Source organism: Lacisediminimonas profundi, from assembly GCF_008831265.1.
In the GTDB taxonomy this organism is placed as follows: Bacteria; Pseudomonadota; Gammaproteobacteria; order Burkholderiales; family Burkholderiaceae_D; genus Lacisediminimonas; species Lacisediminimonas profundi.
In genome coordinates this window covers 36,513-53,006 of the sequence record NZ_VTTH01000003.1, presented here as the reverse complement: position 1 = coordinate 53,006, position 16,494 = coordinate 36,513, and the positions used below count along the sequence as shown (strand labels likewise).

Genomic DNA, 16,494 nt, shown 5'->3' with positions numbered 1-16,494 from the left:
ATGGCTATTTCTCCAAACTTCCAGACTCATCTGACCATGAACTCGGGACTGGACAGCAACAGCGTAAGCCATAGCTGCGGGGTGTCGGCTTGCGCAAGAGCAGCCTTCGTCCGGGCGCTCAAGTGCGGAGCAAGACGCTGACCGATTTGCGCCACATCGGGCTTCACCGGCGCCGGTTTCGCGGCGCCTGCGACCGGGCTCCGGAATATCGCCGTTGCGCCGCCGCCGATCTGGCGCGCAATCTCGAAGCGCACAGCCAGCTGTCCGGCACTGTTCCAGGCAGAAGCCGTACTCGGGTAACCGTCCGGTGACTGCCGGTCGTAAAGCCCCTGGCCCATGCGCCGCAGCCAGCCTGTCAGAGGCTGGCTGTTCTGCAGCACCTGGCCTTCGAACGCAAGCCGGATTGCAGAAAACAGATAGTGCTGCGGATCCTTGAATTTGGCCGGCTTTGACGAAACGAATTCGCTTGAAAGCAGTAACGGTCTCAGTGTGGCCTTGATGTCGCCACCTGTCGCCTGGAAAGCACGGGCCATGCGGTCGACCACAGCCGGTGGCGGATCGTCGGACAGAAAGTACACCGCCAGCTTGCGGCTGATGAAGCGGGCCGTGGACGGATCCGCCACCAGCAGGTCCAGAACCTGGTCCAACTCGCCAGCCCCACTGCCCCGGATCGTGCGTCCGAGCAGTTGTTTGTCACCGTAGTCATGCCGCGCCGGATTGAACTCGAACAAGCCGTCGCGGAGGTATTGTCCCTCCAGCCTGGCAGGCAGCCTGGGCGGCTCTTGCTGTATCCGTACGCCGAAACCCGTCAGCACCCGGGCCAGTTCCTGGACATCGCGCTGGGTATAGCCACCGTCGACGCCCAAGGTGTGCAGCTCCAGCAATTCACGGGCGTAGTTTTCGTTGATCTTGTTGTTTGCGTTCTGGTCGTTGTCCAGGTAGCGAAGCATGGCCGGATGCCGCGCCACTGCGCCCAATATCGATCGGAAGCTGCCCAGCGCATGGGGCCTCAATGCGCGTTCTTCATAGTCGGCAAGGAGGACACGAACGTCGTGCTTAAACTGATGAACGTTGAAATGATTGAACCAGAAGGCACTGATGTGTTCGAGCAGTTGCGAGTCGGCGTAAAGCACCCGCAACAGCCGGCGGTGAGCCGCCTCCCCTGCCACAGCGTTCATTCGATTCTGGTAGGCCTGCCGGGCAGCGATCCTTTCAGCCTCGATAGGGGAGCTATCCTGATTCCTGCGCAATTCATCGAACTCCATTACGAGATCGAGGGCAGGTCGGCGGATGTTGGGCAGTTCGTCAATCTGGACCTGGGCAGCAGCAAAGAGCGGAGCGCTGGCCGAAGTCTGCAACTGTTTCTCGACATAATTGCGCCAACCCAGAATGGCAATCTGGTCGAGCTGGCCACGCGTTGCACCCCAACCAATACGGTTAGCACCCCTGAACTGAGCCAGGCGGTCACCGGGCTCACGCCTGGGTACACCCGCGCAGCCGGCGAGCGCCGCACCAAGGGCGACAGCCAGCAAGCGGCGCCGAGAGGGGATGAAGTCTGTGCAAATTGGGGTCAGACTCGCCATATACCTCAAACTTGATGTGGACCAACGCATCATAAACGCTGCAAAGGCGAATCTGGACCGGTTAAATCGAGTCTGACCCCGTTTCTTCAAGCGACCCGATCCTCAGTCACGAATCGTTCACTTTGCTCCGCTACAATATTTACACTTGAGCAACCAGAGCAACATGCTGCATCATACTAGCTTCCGGGATTTCATCGACCCGGGTCTAGCGGGTTGCTTGGCCTACCCAGACTTGCAGACCCGGATTTGGTGCTTCCGCACTTTTGTTCTGGCCAAAAATGCTGTCAAAGCTACAACTACTAATTCGCAGATGGTTCGGTTCGTCATCGGAACAGCGTGAACACATCGACTCCGGCCCAAGCGATCCGCATACCCAGTCTGTGATGCGACATGCGGACAGGACTGGCACGCATTCTTCGCGAGAACAGCAATCCCAACTCGTCGCTTACGACGAAAATCTGCTCGATCGCAGCCGCACCCAGTGGCAGTTTGGCGACTGGGACAGTCTGACGCAATTGGACCGTGGCACATTGCAGCACCATCCTGACCGTGCCAAGCTCGCGCTGCTGGCCGCCGCAGGTCATCAGGCGCTGGGAAGCGCCAGCGATGCACGCAATTTCACCCGGCTGGCACTTGATTGGGGCTGCAGCAAGAAGATGGTCAGCCAGATCCTGATAGCAGGGGTGCACAACACATTAGGTCGGGCGGCCGCAGTCGGGAACCAGGCGAACCGCGCATTGCGGCACTTCACGGCTGCTATCGAAACAGGGGCGCCTGCCTCCCCAGCCAGTTTGCTGACGCCAGCCCGCGCAAGGCACCAACTGGAGCTGCTTGGCTTGGTGCAAGGCGCCTTGCCAGCCATTATTTCCGCCCCCTCCGCAGCACCCCATACCAGTTCCGCACCAGCTTGGCTGTCGCAGCGGGCTCGGGAATGCCTGCTGGCTGAAGACGTACACAATGCCGTTGACGACCTGTTGGCGTCCAATGAACTCACGCCGCCCGAACACTTCTGGTTCTGCCTTGAGCTTTCAGATCAGTTTATCGACCGCAAGGACAAGCTGACTGCCCTCCACTTTCTGGAGATGGCCCGCGAACACATGGTGGAAGCAGACGAATCCATGCGCTCGACCCTGATGAAAAAATTCATCTCACTGGGCCAAGCCGGTGAGGCTGCCGATATTGCGGTCAATGCCACACTGGGACAAGCGAGTGCGCTTGAACTGAGCCCGGAAGAAAAAGCGGCGCTGCAAGCGGCTTACGAGAAGAACCGTTCAATCGCCAATGCCAAGTCCGAGCACGGCCACGAACTGTTGCTGGCTTACCTGCAGACGCATCTAAGCGATATAAGTATGGCAGCGGCAGTAACAGCGGCAGCGACCACAGCACCCGACCGTCAATTGGTACTGGTCGAAATCGGCACCACCCGAGAAAGCGTCCCCGGTCAGGGCTCCACCCTCAAGATTGCCGATTTTTGCCGCATGCATGACATGCATTTCATCACCGTGGACATGGATCCACACAACACCCGCATGGCGGCGGACATGTTTGCCAAGCTGGGCCTTCCCTTTGAAGCCGTCACGATGAAGGGCGAAGACTACTTGCGGGAAACCACCCGGGAGTTTGACTTTGTATTCCTGGATGCCTACGACTTTGACCACGGCGGCCACAGCGCGCTGCGCCAGAGCCGCTACGAAAAATACCTGGGCAGCCCGATTGATGATGAGGCCTGCCACCGGATGCATCTGGAATGCGCCGAATCCATGGTCAGGAAGCTGCCGCCCCATGGCCTGGTCTGTCTTGACGACACCTGGCTTGAAGCAGGCAAATGGACCGCAAAGGGCACGCTGGCAATGCCGTACCTGCTCAGCCACGACTTCATGCTGCTCGAAGCACGAAACCGCGCCGCATTGCTCGCCCCGCCCCTAAAAAAGGCTAGCGATGTCTAGACTGGCTCTCCTGAAGAACCGCCACAGCGGCCAGCGCTGCGTGGTGGTGGCCAACGGCCCGTCGCTAAACCAGATGGACCTTGGCTTTTTGCGGAATGAGACCGTCATCGGCCTCAACAAAATCTACCTCGGTTTCAGGAAATTCCGTTTCTACCCCCGCTACTACGTGGCGGTGAACCGCAAGGTCATCCATCAGGCCGCCCCGGAAATCAAGGCAATGAATTGCGTCAAGTTCATCGGCGATGCGGGTGCCGATGGCCAGATCAAGGAAGACGCCCTGACCTACCTGGTCAACACATGCATGCCAGGCCAGCGCTTTTGCCGGGATATTGCCTTGGAGGGAATGCACGAGGGCTGGACGGTCACCTACGCCGCGCTACAAGTGGCCTATTTTCTGGGCTTTTCGCAGGTAGTCCTGATCGGGCTTGATCATCGCTACGAATACGCCGGCCAACCCAACGAGGCACGACGCATGGACGGCCCCGACCCCAACCACTTCAGCCCCGGCTATTTCGGCCACGGCCAGGATTGGGACAACCCCGACCTCGCTCGTTCAGAAGAGTCGTACCGCATCGCCCGGCAGGTTTTCGAAGACAGCGGACGCAGCATTGTAGATGCCACCTTGGGTGGCGCATGTGAGATATTTGATAAGGTTGATTATCTGCAAATTTCGAGGGTATTGGTTTAAGATAGGACAAAAAGAAAGCAGAACCCAGGGTCAGGAAGAATTACCAAATGATTGTCAGCATAGTAATACGTACATTGAATGAATCACGATACTTGGGCGAACTGCTGGAAGCGATACAGCGGCAGCAAGTGAATGGTTTCACCGTAGAAACCGTCGTCATTGATTCCGGCTCCACAGACGGCACCCTGGAGATCGCCAAGCAGTACGGCTGCACGATCACGCACATCACCCGCGACCAATTTTCCTTCGGCCGTTCATTGAACTGGGGCTGCGAGGCAGCACAAGGTGACATCCTGGTGCTGATCAGTGGCCACTGCGTACCGACTGACTCCCAATGGCTGCAGACGCTATGCGAGCCAATTGCGCAGGAGAAGGTCCACTACACCTACGGCAGGCAAATCGGCGGAACCCATACGCGTTTCAGCGAAAACCGAATCTTCGCCAAATACTTCCCTGATCAGACCTCGTTGCCGCAAGAAGGTTTTTTTTGCAACAATGCCAACTCCGCACTGGCGCGAAGCGCTTGGGCCCAGCACAAGTTTGACGAAGAGGTCACCGGCCTGGAAGACATGGAACTGGCGCAGCGACTGCACCGCACTGGCGCGCGCATTGGCTATGTGGCCGAAGCCTGTGTTTTTCACTACCACGCCGAATCCTGGCCCCACGTACGTCGGCGCTTCGAGCGTGAAGCGCTGGCATTGCAAAAAATCATGCCGCAGGTCCATGTAACCCTATTCGACACGGTGCGCTACATTTTCACCAGCATCTGGCGCGACTGGGGCAACGCCCGCAGGCAAGGGCGATGGCGAGAAAAAGCCTGGGAAATCGTGTTGTATCGATATAACCAGTACCTGGGCAGCTACCGCGGCAACCATCAGCACCGCAAGCTTTCCCACGCCGAAAAAGACAAGTATTTTTATCCCCACTGATCTCCAAGGATGTATTTCAAATGAGTGACACCAAGCCCCGCGTGATTGCCCTGCTGCCGATGAAGGCCAACAGCGTGCGCGTCAGCGGCAAGAACTTCCGCGACTTCTGCGGTAAGCCGCTATTCCGCTGGATTCTGGACACCCTGCTGGAAGTGAAGGAAATCGACCAGATCGTCATCAACACCGACGCCCGCCAGATCCTGGCCGATAACGGTTTGGTGGAAACCGACCGTATCGTCATCCGCGATCGCAAGCCTGAAATTTGCGGCGACCATGTATCGATGAACCTGGTGCTGGCCGACGACTTGTCCAACATGCCCGCCGACGTCTACCTGATGACGCACACCACCAACCCGCTGATGAGCGCAGACACCATCCGCAAGGCGCTTGCCACTTTCCAGGAAGCGCAGGCGACGGGCAAGGCAGACTCGCTGTTCACGGTGGACAAGGTGCAGACACGCTTCTACCGCGCAGACTGCAGCCCGGTGAATCACGACCCTGACAACCTCATCCCAACCCAGAACCTCGAGCCCTGGTACGAAGAGAACTCCAACCTCTACATTTTCACCGCCGACAGCTTCGCCAAGACCAAGGCGCGCATCGGCAAGCAAGCGATGATGTACGAAGGCCCTTACTTCGAATCAATCGACATCGACACCCCAGCCGACTGGGACTTTGCCGTGGTTGCCGCGCGGTTCCTGCAAGAAAAAGACAAGGAAGCTGCGAAATGAAAGTGCTGGTCACCTGCCCCCCGATGCTGCGCATGATCGACAGCTTTCGCCCGCTGTTCGCGCAGTATGGCGTTGAAATCACCACGCCCAATGTGGTCCAGACCCTGAGCGTTGACGAACTCAAGCAACTGGTCCCCCTGCACGATGGCTGGATCATCGGCGACGACCCAGCCACGCGGGAAGTGTTCACTGCGGGCAAGGCCGGCGAGCTGAAAGCCGCCGTGAAATGGGGCATTGGCGTCGACAACGTCGACTTTGCCGCTTGCAAGGACCTGGGCATCCCGATCATCAACACGCCCAACATGTTCGGCGGCGAGGTTGCCGACATTGCTGTCGGCTATGTCATTGCGCTGGCGCGGGAGACCTTCGAAATCGACCGCGGCGTGCGTGCCGGGCAATGGCCCAAGCCACGCGGCATCTCGCTGGCCGGCAAGACAGTGGCCCTGGTGGGATTTGGCGATATCGGCAAGAACACCGCCAAGCGCCTGCTGGCTGCTGACATGAAAATCATCGCATACGATCCGTACGCACAACCGGGTGCCGACCTGGCTGCGGTGGAAATGTCCCCTTGGCCACAGCGAATACACGAAGCGGACTTCATTGTCATCAATTGCGCGCTCACGCCAAGCAGCCACCACATGCTGAACGCCGACGTGCTGGCCAAGGCCAAGTCCGGGGTTCGCGTGGTCAATGTTGGTCGGGGCCCAATCATTGACGAAAAGGCCCTGGAAAACGCGCTGAAGAGCGGGCAGGTCTATTCCGCAGCATTGGACGTGTTCGAGATAGAGCCAGTGCCAACAGAATCATTCCTGCGCCAGCACCCCCGCTGCGTGCTTGGCTCGCACAATGCGTCCAACACCGCGGATGCTGTAGAACGCACCAGCAATATCGCAATTGGCAAGCTGATGGAGTTCCTGGGGAAGCAAGTAGCGTGATTATGGAGCCCGCCATCCCGCGCTATGCCGTTGTCACCGGCGCTGCTGGTGGCATCGGTCAGGCTATCGTGCGGGAATTTACCCAAGCCGGATATTCCGTCATTGCCACCGACATCGCGGAACAGCCCGCCGGTCTCCGGTGCAGTCTGTACCTGCAGGTGGACCTCGCTAGGACCGTGTCCGACGAGGCGTATGCGCAAGATGTGTTCTATCAAATCAAGGCACATCTAGGCCCGCAAGGACTCACCACCCTCATAAACAACGCTGCGATTCAAATCCTGGGTAGTGCCGACAGCCTGACCCGTGACGATTGGCACAAGACGCTGGATGTCAATTTGCTGGCACCATTCTTGTGGACGCAGGGACTATTGCCCGAGCTGGAGCGGTCAAGAGGCAGCGTAGTCAATATCAGCAGTATTCACGCAAGGTTGACCAAGAAAAATTTTGTGGCTTACGCCACAAGCAAGGCTGCGCTTAGTGGTATGACACGCTCGATGGCGGTGGATCTGGGCCCCCGAGTACGTATCAATGCGATCGAACCAGCCGCCATCGCAACGGACATGTTGATTGCGGGATTCGATGACAAATCCATGTTGTTTCGTGAACTTGAGGCGTGCCACCCATTGAACCGAATCGGTTCGACGCAGGAAGTAGCCTCATGCGCACTAGCAATGGTCCAAGGCATGGGTGAATTCCTGCACGGCGCGTGCATCTCGCTTGATGGGGGAATCGGCGTGCGACTATTTGACCCAATTTGATGAATGTATTGATGATCTCGAGCTATCTAGCTTAGAGAAAATGATTATCGACGGCCACCACCAGCGATCTGGTTAAAAAATTGCAGGCAAAGCCTCCGCCTAAACGACACTTTTATTTACAACGAGACGGTACGATATTTCGCGCGATAAAACCCCGAAAAATCGACAAAATCCAAAACTTTCTTAGAGGGAATTTTATATGAAAGTCGCAATCATCGGGAACTGTCAATCCGCAGCGCTTCAAAAAATATTTAGAGCCGCCAGTGGAAATATCAATGTCGCCCCAATAAAACCAGTTCACATGTTAAGCACAACCGAGATACCAAGCCTTTATGAAGAGGTTTCTGGCAGCGACTTGATATTATGCCAGCCGATATCCCCCACATATCGAGGCCTTGGCATAGGCACCGAAAGCCTAAAATCAATAAAAAAAACGAATGCGAACTTTATTACAATTCCCAACATTCACTTCGACGGGTTTTTCCCGTTTCTGATGTACGCCAAAAATAAGCTTGGTGACCATGTAACGCCTAAGACGCCCGGGTATGCAGTATTGCCCGGAGATTACCATGACAGCGCAGTAATGGCCGCTGCTGCAATCGGTCGGCCGCAGAATGAAATATCTGACCTGATGAGGTCAGCCGAACTCCTTAGAAATTCAGTTTCTGAAAACTGGAACAAGTCACTAGCCGCCATAAATGAAAGGGAAGCGATATGCGACCTGAAAATTTCCCCGATTATTGAAAAACATGGATACGAGCATCAACTTTTTTGGACGTTTAACCATCCAACCAACAAAATGCTAGATTTCGTCCTTGCCGAATTATTTCGGCTCTCAGGATTAGACCCCATATCAATCAAACATCACCCGGAATATTTGGGAGAAATTAAATGGTCAGTCGCAGAAGGCGTCAAAGAAGTTCTAGGACTTCAGTTCCACACAAACGACTATAAATACGGAAAATACTCCGACTACGACCTATATATGTCAGAACTATTATCTATCTATGCTGAGCGAGGGGCAGATTTGATCGAATCAAATCGCAATGAATACAAGTTCAAATTAGCCTATGACCTTATGGCGATTAAATAATCTGCACAGGCCTGTAATTTACAATAGCAAAATTTATTATAAAATGGAAGTTTCTATGCTAAAAGCTCTGGTTTGGCCACCAGTAAATGTCAACGATTATGGAGGAATCGGCGCAGTTAAAGGTTATTTCTCATGGTTTTTTGGCCATATATTCTCCGAGATAGATGTACCCTTAACAATTGAATCAGCATTAGCTAGCGACCGTGATGAGTGCCCTTATGTATCAGCTGCAGCGTTATTCAATTCAGACAAGGTCACACTCATCCCAAATGTAAAAATTTTCGATCAACTCGTCAATTCATACGACCTGATACTTTTTACCGCCGCCACCATTGAGAATTATAATCTACCGATACCAGTAAAAAAAATGCGGGGATCTTCAGCAGTTACTGGATCCAATCTGACCAATGAGAATGCAAATACGCAATACTATTACGTAGGAAATCCTCGACATGACAAAAATGATGCCTTCAACGCAGTATCCTTTTCATATTGGCATCTAGGTGGTGCGGATAATGAATTATTAAACCGGTCACATGAACGAATTCGGAGCCTGAAAGTTGGAATCAAAAAAGACGCCAATGTATCATTATTTGGAACCGGCCCTTCCTTGGCGGAAGCCGCGTCTTTAGATCACTCCGATGCCTTTCCTATTGTATGCAACACAATCGTAAAAAATAGAAGATTGATGGCAGGCATGAAGCCAGGAATTATTGTGGCTGCAGATGCACATTTTCATTTTTCTTACCATCGTTATTCAGCTCGCTTGCTATCTGACATATATTTTTCTATCAAGGAATACGGGTACACATTCTTCACGTTTGACAAATTTGCAGTGTTTCTTCAGTCCAGAGTCCCTCAATTCTCCGGGTTGGTATTTGGAGTGCCTGCTGGCAGACGAGAACCCGGCTACGACTTTGACGAACAATTTGCCGTGTGCCCAGGAGAAAGTGTAATTAATATGTTCATGCTACCTATCGCGATGTACCTCGGCGATCGGATAAAGTTACACGGATTTACTGGCCGCGCCCCTTCTGATGCGTATTTTTGGGCACACTCCGACCTCCACCAGTATGGTGACCTTATGCCTGATGTCAGGGCCGCACATCCCGCATTTTTTGAAAATAGAGACTATCCCGGATATGCGGAACTCGTCGAAGGACAAATAGAAGCACGCATTTCGCTGGCTCGGGCACATGGAAAAGCTATTTCGAGTGCAACCACAACCTTCTATGAATGTCTATTGACGAGCACCAACAGATGATGAAGCCAACCATCCTGATTGATGGACGAATATTTTCTCTCCAAAGCCATGGCGGCGTTAGTCAGCAATGGGCGCAGATACTCTGTAGCAAAATATTTTCAAATGCATTTGATATATGGCTGATGACTTATAGAGGCTTCGAAAAGAATATCCATCTAAAAAGCCTTCTTGAAAATTATCCGCGGAAAATTAACGTATTTGAATGCGATATCCCCCCCAGTGATAACGATAATTTCAATAACGTGGAAAGCCGAACAAGAAGGATAAGATTGATTAAATCTGCAATCCCAAAAAAACCTGATGCGGTAATAAACACCTATTACGGCGAGAATATATTTCCAAGTTGCAGAAATTATGTCGTCGTTGCGCACGATTATGCTCATGAGGAGTTACCATCTCTTGCATCGAAAGCTAGCACCCCTGGGGTATTACGCAGAAAACGTGAAGCTTTTCAAAGTGCACAACTCATAGTATCTGTATCAAGCAATACGTTTAGAACGGGCTTGCAGCTGTACCCCCACCTAAAAGGAACTCGCAACGTTGTAATTTACCATGGCCACTCTGGATATAAACAGAACGCCGAAATTGTAACCAATAAGATTGTCCATATTGGTGGCCGCGGCGGATACAAGAATTTTGATGCGATATATAAAAATATCCCGCGAATATTGATAGACGCTCCGAACTCAACTTTTTTTATTGTTGGAGGAGAGTCAATTGATAATGATATAAAGACATTAGAGATTGATTTCCCTGGCAGAGTTTCTTCTCATATTGGCATATCGGATATTGAGGTCGAAGATATTTTATCTACATCTGAGTTTTTTATATCCGCCTCACTTTACGAAGGATTTGGAATCCCGCTTCTAAACTCTCTTAGATTGGGTGTGACGCCAATCATTTCAAATATCACAGTCTACAAGGAATTGGCATCCGACTCGGCATATTATTTCGACCCACTTGATCATGAAAATATTTATCAAGTTATTATGAAAGCTATTAATGGGGGGCGCCCAAGAATTCCTGCTGGATTTATGCGGACTTGGGAAAATGCTGCTCAAGAGTACGTGCGCGAAATAATGGGGATGATTCATGCTTGATCTCGACTTTTTTGATGCAGAAAATACACGACCAGTAGATTTTTCGGGCGACAAAGACAAATATCTTTTTTTATCAGCCAACCCTGATTTAAAGACTGATTTTGGGCATTTTTTAAACTATGAGCGCCGGATGAAGGATGTCTGCGATGGCTTGGGAATCAACTACCTTTGCCTTGCACACAAAGATTGTGAGTTAAATTTCGATTGGTCTATACCCATATTCGAACACGATTCAGGATTCTACTCACTATATCGCGGGTCAGTTAAGGTTGCCGATAACGAGATAGCCCAGCAGTTCCTCGATAGCGTCCACCGCGGCATTGAACTATTTCAATCAAAATGCAACAAGGAATTCGAGAAAGTCGTAGTTTTTTTTTACACGGGTAGCTCAAAATTTGCCGGAAAGCTTGCGAATCAACTTGATAGTGAATTAATCAAACATAAATTTATAATAAATTCTTTTTGGGATTTCATAGCTCCATCGTCCTACCAGCCGCAGAGTAGTTTGTCCCGCATTAAGTTTTCGAAGCAAGTTGAACTCTTCGCCATGTCTTCCTTACATTCGATATCCATCTTGGAGACGACAGGGCTTTGTTTTGCGCCAATCGTTAATCCCCCTCCCTTGATGTCTGACGGCAACTCTATCCTGTCGGTCAAACGGTGGCGTGCGACTCGACTGGCGGGCGAGTTTCGTTCTGTTTTCCTTCCTGGCCTAATGACGATTGGGAAAGGATTGGACTTTACTTCAAAGTTTTTTGAAACGGCGTCAATTCGGGAGAGTGACTTCCATTTCATCGTTAGGGACCGAAAATCTGAGGTTAACCTTCCGTTACGATCGAATATAGAGGTTCTTCGGGGAGATTTTTCCAATGAAGAAATTATTTGCTTTTATAGCAGATCCGATGCCGTGGTACTCCCCTATGATTCGAAGGTTTTCTCTGTGCGAACCAGCGGGGCACTTGTTGACTGCCTGTTGCTCGGCGCCGTACCCATAGTATTTTCTGGCACTTGGCTTGCATCCATCTGCGAGAACTTCGACTTTGGCCATATTGTTTCCGGGGGATCCGTAGACGAGGTAGCTGAAACTATTAACTTGATTGCGAGTGATATAGATCGAGAGAGAAATCGGCTCTATTCTGGCGCGATAAAATACCTTTGTGCCAATACGTGGACAAAGCTTGTGGAGTCAGTAATACTCGGGCCTGAGTCACAAACATTAAATTTTCATTTAGTGGGTGGTGACACCTATCGATCTGATAAAACACGGCAACTTCCTCCAGATGATGAAAACTTTTCGCGCCTCTGGAGTAGTATCAATGGCACACAATTTAACATTCGCGAGGCCAATAGTCGGTTCAACGAGGGAGACGTCAGAGTGGCTATGACGATGTATCTACAACTCCATGAACAGCGAGGTCTTCAGATGTATCTAGATAATGCTCTGAGGTGCGCAAGAAAGCTTGGTATTGGACGCTCTGTCACCAAGGAGAAGTTATTAAGTTTGTATGTGGATGAAGACGCGTAAAATCTTTCTCGATTGAAAATCTTTAGATAAACTTTCTAGCTTTCGTTCACTAAATTTTCTCAGATTTTGCGACGAAAATTTTTCTTTTTTGAAATTGGATGTTTTTGCGCCCTATCCTAGGTCCACGATTCTATTTCTGGAGGTTGTGCAGGACACATACGTTTTTTAACTGACTATTGAGTCAAGTTGCGTTCGATGTCGGGTAGACTGCCGCTTGAATGTGCCCAAGCGGACGTACAGACGATATTAGTAGACGCTATTCCCCCGGAATTAACGCATAGATTTTTCGGCTAAACCGGTTCGATTTTGCGGGCCATCCAGTAGATTGATTTACTATGAAAAAAGCACTTATCACCGGAGTCACAGGCCAAGATGGCTCCTATTTGGCCGAGTTCCTTCTCGCGAAAGGCTATGAGGTTCATGGCATCAAACGCCGCGCCTCCATGTTCAATACTCAGCGGGTTGACCATATATATGAAGATCCGCACACGGCGCACCAGCGCTTCAAGCTCCACTACGGCGACCTGACTGACAGTTCCAATCTCACGCGAATCCTGCAGGAAGTGCAGCCGGACGAGGTCTACAATCTCGGTGCTCAGTCGCACGTGGCCGTGAGCTTCGAGTCCCCGGAATACACCGCAGATGTTGACGGAATGGGTACCCTGCGCTTGCTGGAGGCCATCCGCCTCCTTGGACTAGAGAAGAGGACACGCTTCTATCAGGCTTCGACCTCGGAACTCTACGGGCTGGTTCAGGAAATTCCGCAGAGGGAGACCACCCCCTTTTATCCACGCAGCCCCTACGCTGTGGCAAAGCTCTATGCCTACTGGATCACGGTCAATTACCGTGAGGCCTATGGAATGTATGCCTGCAACGGCATCCTGTTCAACCACGAGTCCCCCCGCCGCGGCGAGACCTTCGTAACGCGCAAGATAACCCGCGGGCTGGCCAACATCGCCCAAGGGCTTGAGAAGTGCCTATACATGGGCAACATCGACGCCTTGCGTGACTGGGGTCACGCCAAAGACTATGTGCGCATGCAGTGGATGATGCTACAACAAGAGCAGCCTGAAGACTTTGTGATCGCCACCGGCGTTCAGTATTCAGTGCGCCAATTCATACAGTGGTCCGCGGCAGAGCTGGGCCTGACACTGCGCTTCGAGGGCAATGGCGTTGATGAAAAAGCCTATGTGGCTGCCATAGACGGCGACAAAGCCCCGGCGCTCAAGGTGGGCGATTGCATCTTGGCCGTGGACCCGCGCTACTTCCGCCCGGCCGAGGTTGAGACGTTGCTGGGCGACCCTAGCAAGGCCAAGAGCAAGCTTGGCTGGATACCAGAGATCACCGCGCAGCAGATGTGTGCCGAAATGGTGGCTGAAGATTTAAAGGTCGCGCAGCGTACCGCATTCCTGAAGGCCAACGGCCATGAAGTTTCACTTTCCTTGGAGTCTGGCGGATGAATACCGCACTCAGGGAGCAACCCATCTTTGTCGCCGGCCACCGCGGGATGGTCGGCTCGGCCATCGTGCGCCGCATGCAAGGTCTGGGCTATGCCGATATCGTCACCGCCAGCCACAGCGAACTGGACCTGACCTCCCAAGCTGCGGTGCAACAGTTCTTCCGTTCGCGCCGGATCGGCGCCGTGGTGCTGGCCGCTGCGAAAGTGGGCGGTATCCACGCCAACAATACCTACCCAGCCGACTTTATCTACGAAAACCTGATGATTGAGGCGAATGTCATCAACAGCGCACACGAGTCGGGCGTCCAGCATCTGCTGTTCCTGGGGTCTTCCTGCATCTATCCGCGCCTGGCGCCCCAACCCATGCGTGAAGACGCGCTGCTGACCGGGACGCTGGAGAGCACCAACGAACCCTACGCGATTGCTAAGATCGCCGGCATCAAGCTGTGCGAGAGCTACAACCGCCAGTTCGGGCGCGACTATCGCAGCGTGATGCCGACCAACCTCTATGGTCCCGGCGACAACTTCCACCCTGAAAACTCCCACGTCATCCCGGCCTTGCTGCGGCGTTTCCACGAGGCCACGCTGACGAAGGCAAACGAAGTAGTCATATGGGGAAGCGGCACGCCCCTGCGAGAGTTCCTGCATGTGGACGACATGGCTGCCGCCAGCGTGCATGTTCTGGAACTAGACGAGGCCACTTACCAAGCAAATACGCAACCCATGCTAAGCCACATCAACGTCGGCGCCGGGGTCGACTGCAGCATCCGCGAACTGGCCGAAACCATCGCACGGGTCACCGGCTTCGAGGGTCGTCTGGTATTCGATGCCAGCAAGCCGGACGGCACGCCGCGCAAGCTGATGGATGTCTCGCGCCTGAAAGCGCTTGGCTGGCAAGCGTCGGTCGCACTCGAGGACGGCTTGCGTGAATCCTACTCATGGTTCGTGCAACACGAGCAGGATGCGCGCAGGTGACCACGGGGTGGCTCGACCACGACACCTTTCGCGCGGTGGTATCCGCCGCGCCGCTGGTATCGATTGATGTTCTCGTGCTTGACGAAGCGCGACGTGTACTCCTCGGTTTGCGCAACAATCGACCGGCACAAGGCCAGTGGTTCGCGCCGGGAGGGCGCGTCTGCAAAGGTGAAAGCCTGGATGTAGCGTTCAATCGTATTACGCGGAATGAACTGGGCCACGAATTTAATCGTAGAGACGCAACTTTTGTTGGCCCCTACGAGCATTTTTATCCGGACAGTGTTTTTGGCAGTGAGGGAAATTCGCCGTCGACTCATTACGTCGTATTGGCATACTGCATTTTTCTCGATCCCAGCAAGACTTTGCAGCCACACATGAACCAGCACAGTGGTTACGATTGGTGGTCTCTTGACAGAATGGCCGAAGATACACGTGTGCACAACTACACCCGGCAATACGCCGCCGCCTTGAACAAGTTGTCCGCCGGAGACATGCCTTGAATGCCGGCCACGACCAGCGAGCTGTCGGATATCCGTTCTCCACGCTGCAATGCCCCCACGATGACTTCAATGGATCATATTTCGCTTTGCCTCAAACTCGATGCCCAACTGGGAGAGGGCCTGCACTGGGACGCTAGCCATCACCAGTTGTGGGGAGTCGATATCCACGGCCGCCAAGTGTGGCGCTGGAACTTGCAGTCTTCTTCCTGGCAAAGTTGGCAACTGGCGGAGCGAGTGGGCTGGGTGTTGCCCGAAGCCGGTGGAGATCGCTTGCTATTCGGCCTGCAGCAAGGCTTTGCGCTTGCGCAACGCGATGATCCGGAACAATGGCAATGGCTGCACCGGCTATTCGTGGGTCAGGCCGCGCTACGTTTGAACGACGCCAAGGCAGACGCCACTGGCGCGGTCTGGGCGGGCAGTCTGAACAACGACGACGAATCGCGCAGCGACGGTTGCCTTTACCGGCTGGACAGGTCCGGGCAGGTAACGCTGGCGGACAGTGGCTACACGGTCGCCAATGGCCCGGCAATCAGCCCGGACGGTGCGCTGTTGCTGCATACCGACAGCGGCCGCCGTACCATCTATGCTTTCACGCTTGACGCAAAGGCAGGGACCGTTGCCGACAAACGCGTGTGGAAGGTGTTCACGCCCGAAGAGGGCTATCCCGACGGCATGTGTTTTGATGCCGAAGGATGCGTATGGGTGGCCCATTGGGGCGCGGGCTGCATCAGCCGTTTCACACTCGATGGAGCCCTCCTGCGCCGTATCGCGCTACCAGTCACGCAGGTCACAAATGTCTGTTTTGCAGGACCTGGGTTGGACAGGCTCTTTGTGTCTTCGGCACGGGTCGGTCTTGATTCGAATGACCTGGCGGGCCAGCCTTTGGCCGGTGCCCTGTTCGAGGTACTGCATCCAGATACAAAAGGATTGCCGGGTCTACCATGCGGCCCATTCAATTTGTGAGGTGCCCGCACCGCGTATCCGCGAATAATTCCATTGAGAAATATC

Annotated in this window: 15 protein-coding genes; 14 read left to right on the top strand and 1 reads right to left on the bottom strand. The window is 53.3% G+C overall.

The features are described 5' to 3' along the window. Nucleotides 1-26: 26 nt before the first annotated feature. A complete protein-coding gene (locus tag FVE66_RS10085) occupies nt 27-1,616 on the bottom strand; it encodes a DUF1800 domain-containing protein (RefSeq protein WP_241673138.1) in 1,590 nt (529 codons plus the stop codon). Between the two features lie 245 nt (nt 1,617-1,861). Here FVE66_RS10085 and FVE66_RS10080 point away from each other — a divergent pair, with 245 nt between their 5' ends. The 14 genes from FVE66_RS10080 (at nt 1,862) to FVE66_RS10015 (ending at nt 16,449) form a co-directional block, all read left to right on the top strand. After that, entirely contained in the window at nt 1,862-3,529 is a 1,668-nt protein-coding gene (locus FVE66_RS10080; protein WP_151447316.1) for an O-methyltransferase, read from the top strand. Then, nucleotides 3,522-4,217 (top strand): 6-hydroxymethylpterin diphosphokinase MptE-like protein, encoded by a 696-nt coding sequence (locus tag FVE66_RS10075; protein ID WP_151447315.1) that lies wholly within the window; start codon nt 3,522-3,524, stop codon nt 4,215-4,217. Before FVE66_RS10080 ends, FVE66_RS10075 begins: the two co-directional genes overlap by 8 nt. A gap of 47 nt (nt 4,218-4,264) precedes the next feature. Next, entirely contained in the window at nt 4,265-5,146 is an 882-nt protein-coding gene (locus FVE66_RS10070; RefSeq protein ID WP_151447314.1) for a glycosyltransferase family 2 protein, read from the top strand. A gap of 20 nt (nt 5,147-5,166) precedes the next feature. Further along, nucleotides 5,167-5,877, top strand: a complete 711-nt coding sequence (locus FVE66_RS10065; RefSeq protein WP_206668747.1) for an acylneuraminate cytidylyltransferase family protein — start codon at nt 5,167-5,169, stop codon at nt 5,875-5,877. After that, entirely contained in the window at nt 5,874-6,812 is a 939-nt protein-coding gene (locus FVE66_RS10060; RefSeq protein WP_151447313.1) for a phosphoglycerate dehydrogenase, read from the top strand. Before FVE66_RS10065 ends, FVE66_RS10060 begins: the two co-directional genes overlap by 4 nt. Before the next feature lie 2 nt (nt 6,813-6,814). Further along, entirely contained in the window at nt 6,815-7,570 is a 756-nt protein-coding gene (locus FVE66_RS10055; protein WP_151447707.1) for an SDR family NAD(P)-dependent oxidoreductase, read from the top strand. A gap of 199 nt (nt 7,571-7,769) precedes the next feature. Beyond that, nucleotides 7,770-8,663 (top strand): WcbI family polysaccharide biosynthesis putative acetyltransferase, encoded by an 894-nt coding sequence (locus FVE66_RS10050; RefSeq protein ID WP_151447312.1) that lies wholly within the window; start codon nt 7,770-7,772, stop codon nt 8,661-8,663. Between the two features lie 55 nt (nt 8,664-8,718). Beyond that, the gene (locus FVE66_RS10045; RefSeq protein WP_151447311.1) at nt 8,719-9,927 is read left to right on the top strand and encodes a hypothetical protein; all 1,209 of its coding nucleotides are present in this window, start codon (nt 8,719-8,721) and stop codon (nt 9,925-9,927) included. After that, nucleotides 9,924-11,027: a glycosyltransferase gene (locus FVE66_RS10040; RefSeq protein ID WP_161993248.1), complete on the top strand. Its 1,104-nt coding sequence runs from the start codon at nt 9,924-9,926 to the stop codon at nt 11,025-11,027. Before FVE66_RS10045 ends, FVE66_RS10040 begins: the two co-directional genes overlap by 4 nt. After that, nucleotides 11,020-12,552 (top strand): glycosyltransferase, encoded by a 1,533-nt coding sequence (locus tag FVE66_RS10035; RefSeq protein WP_151447309.1) that lies wholly within the window; start codon nt 11,020-11,022, stop codon nt 12,550-12,552. Before FVE66_RS10040 ends, FVE66_RS10035 begins: the two co-directional genes overlap by 8 nt. Nucleotides 12,553-12,887: 335 nt before the next feature. Beyond that, entirely contained in the window at nt 12,888-14,012 is a 1,125-nt protein-coding gene (gene gmd / locus FVE66_RS10030; protein WP_151447308.1) for a GDP-mannose 4,6-dehydratase, read from the top strand. Beyond that, entirely contained in the window at nt 14,009-14,986 is a 978-nt protein-coding gene (gene fcl / locus FVE66_RS10025; RefSeq protein WP_151447307.1) for a GDP-L-fucose synthase, read from the top strand. The genes gmd and fcl overlap by 4 nt, the downstream gene beginning before the upstream one ends. Further along, nucleotides 14,983-15,486 (top strand): GDP-mannose mannosyl hydrolase, encoded by a 504-nt coding sequence (locus tag FVE66_RS10020; RefSeq protein ID WP_241673136.1) that lies wholly within the window; start codon nt 14,983-14,985, stop codon nt 15,484-15,486. Before fcl ends, FVE66_RS10020 begins: the two co-directional genes overlap by 4 nt. Continuing rightward, a complete protein-coding gene (locus tag FVE66_RS10015; protein WP_206668745.1) occupies nt 15,487-16,449 on the top strand; it encodes an SMP-30/gluconolactonase/LRE family protein in 963 nt (320 codons plus the stop codon). The last annotated feature ends 45 nt before the right edge of the window (nt 16,450-16,494 follow it).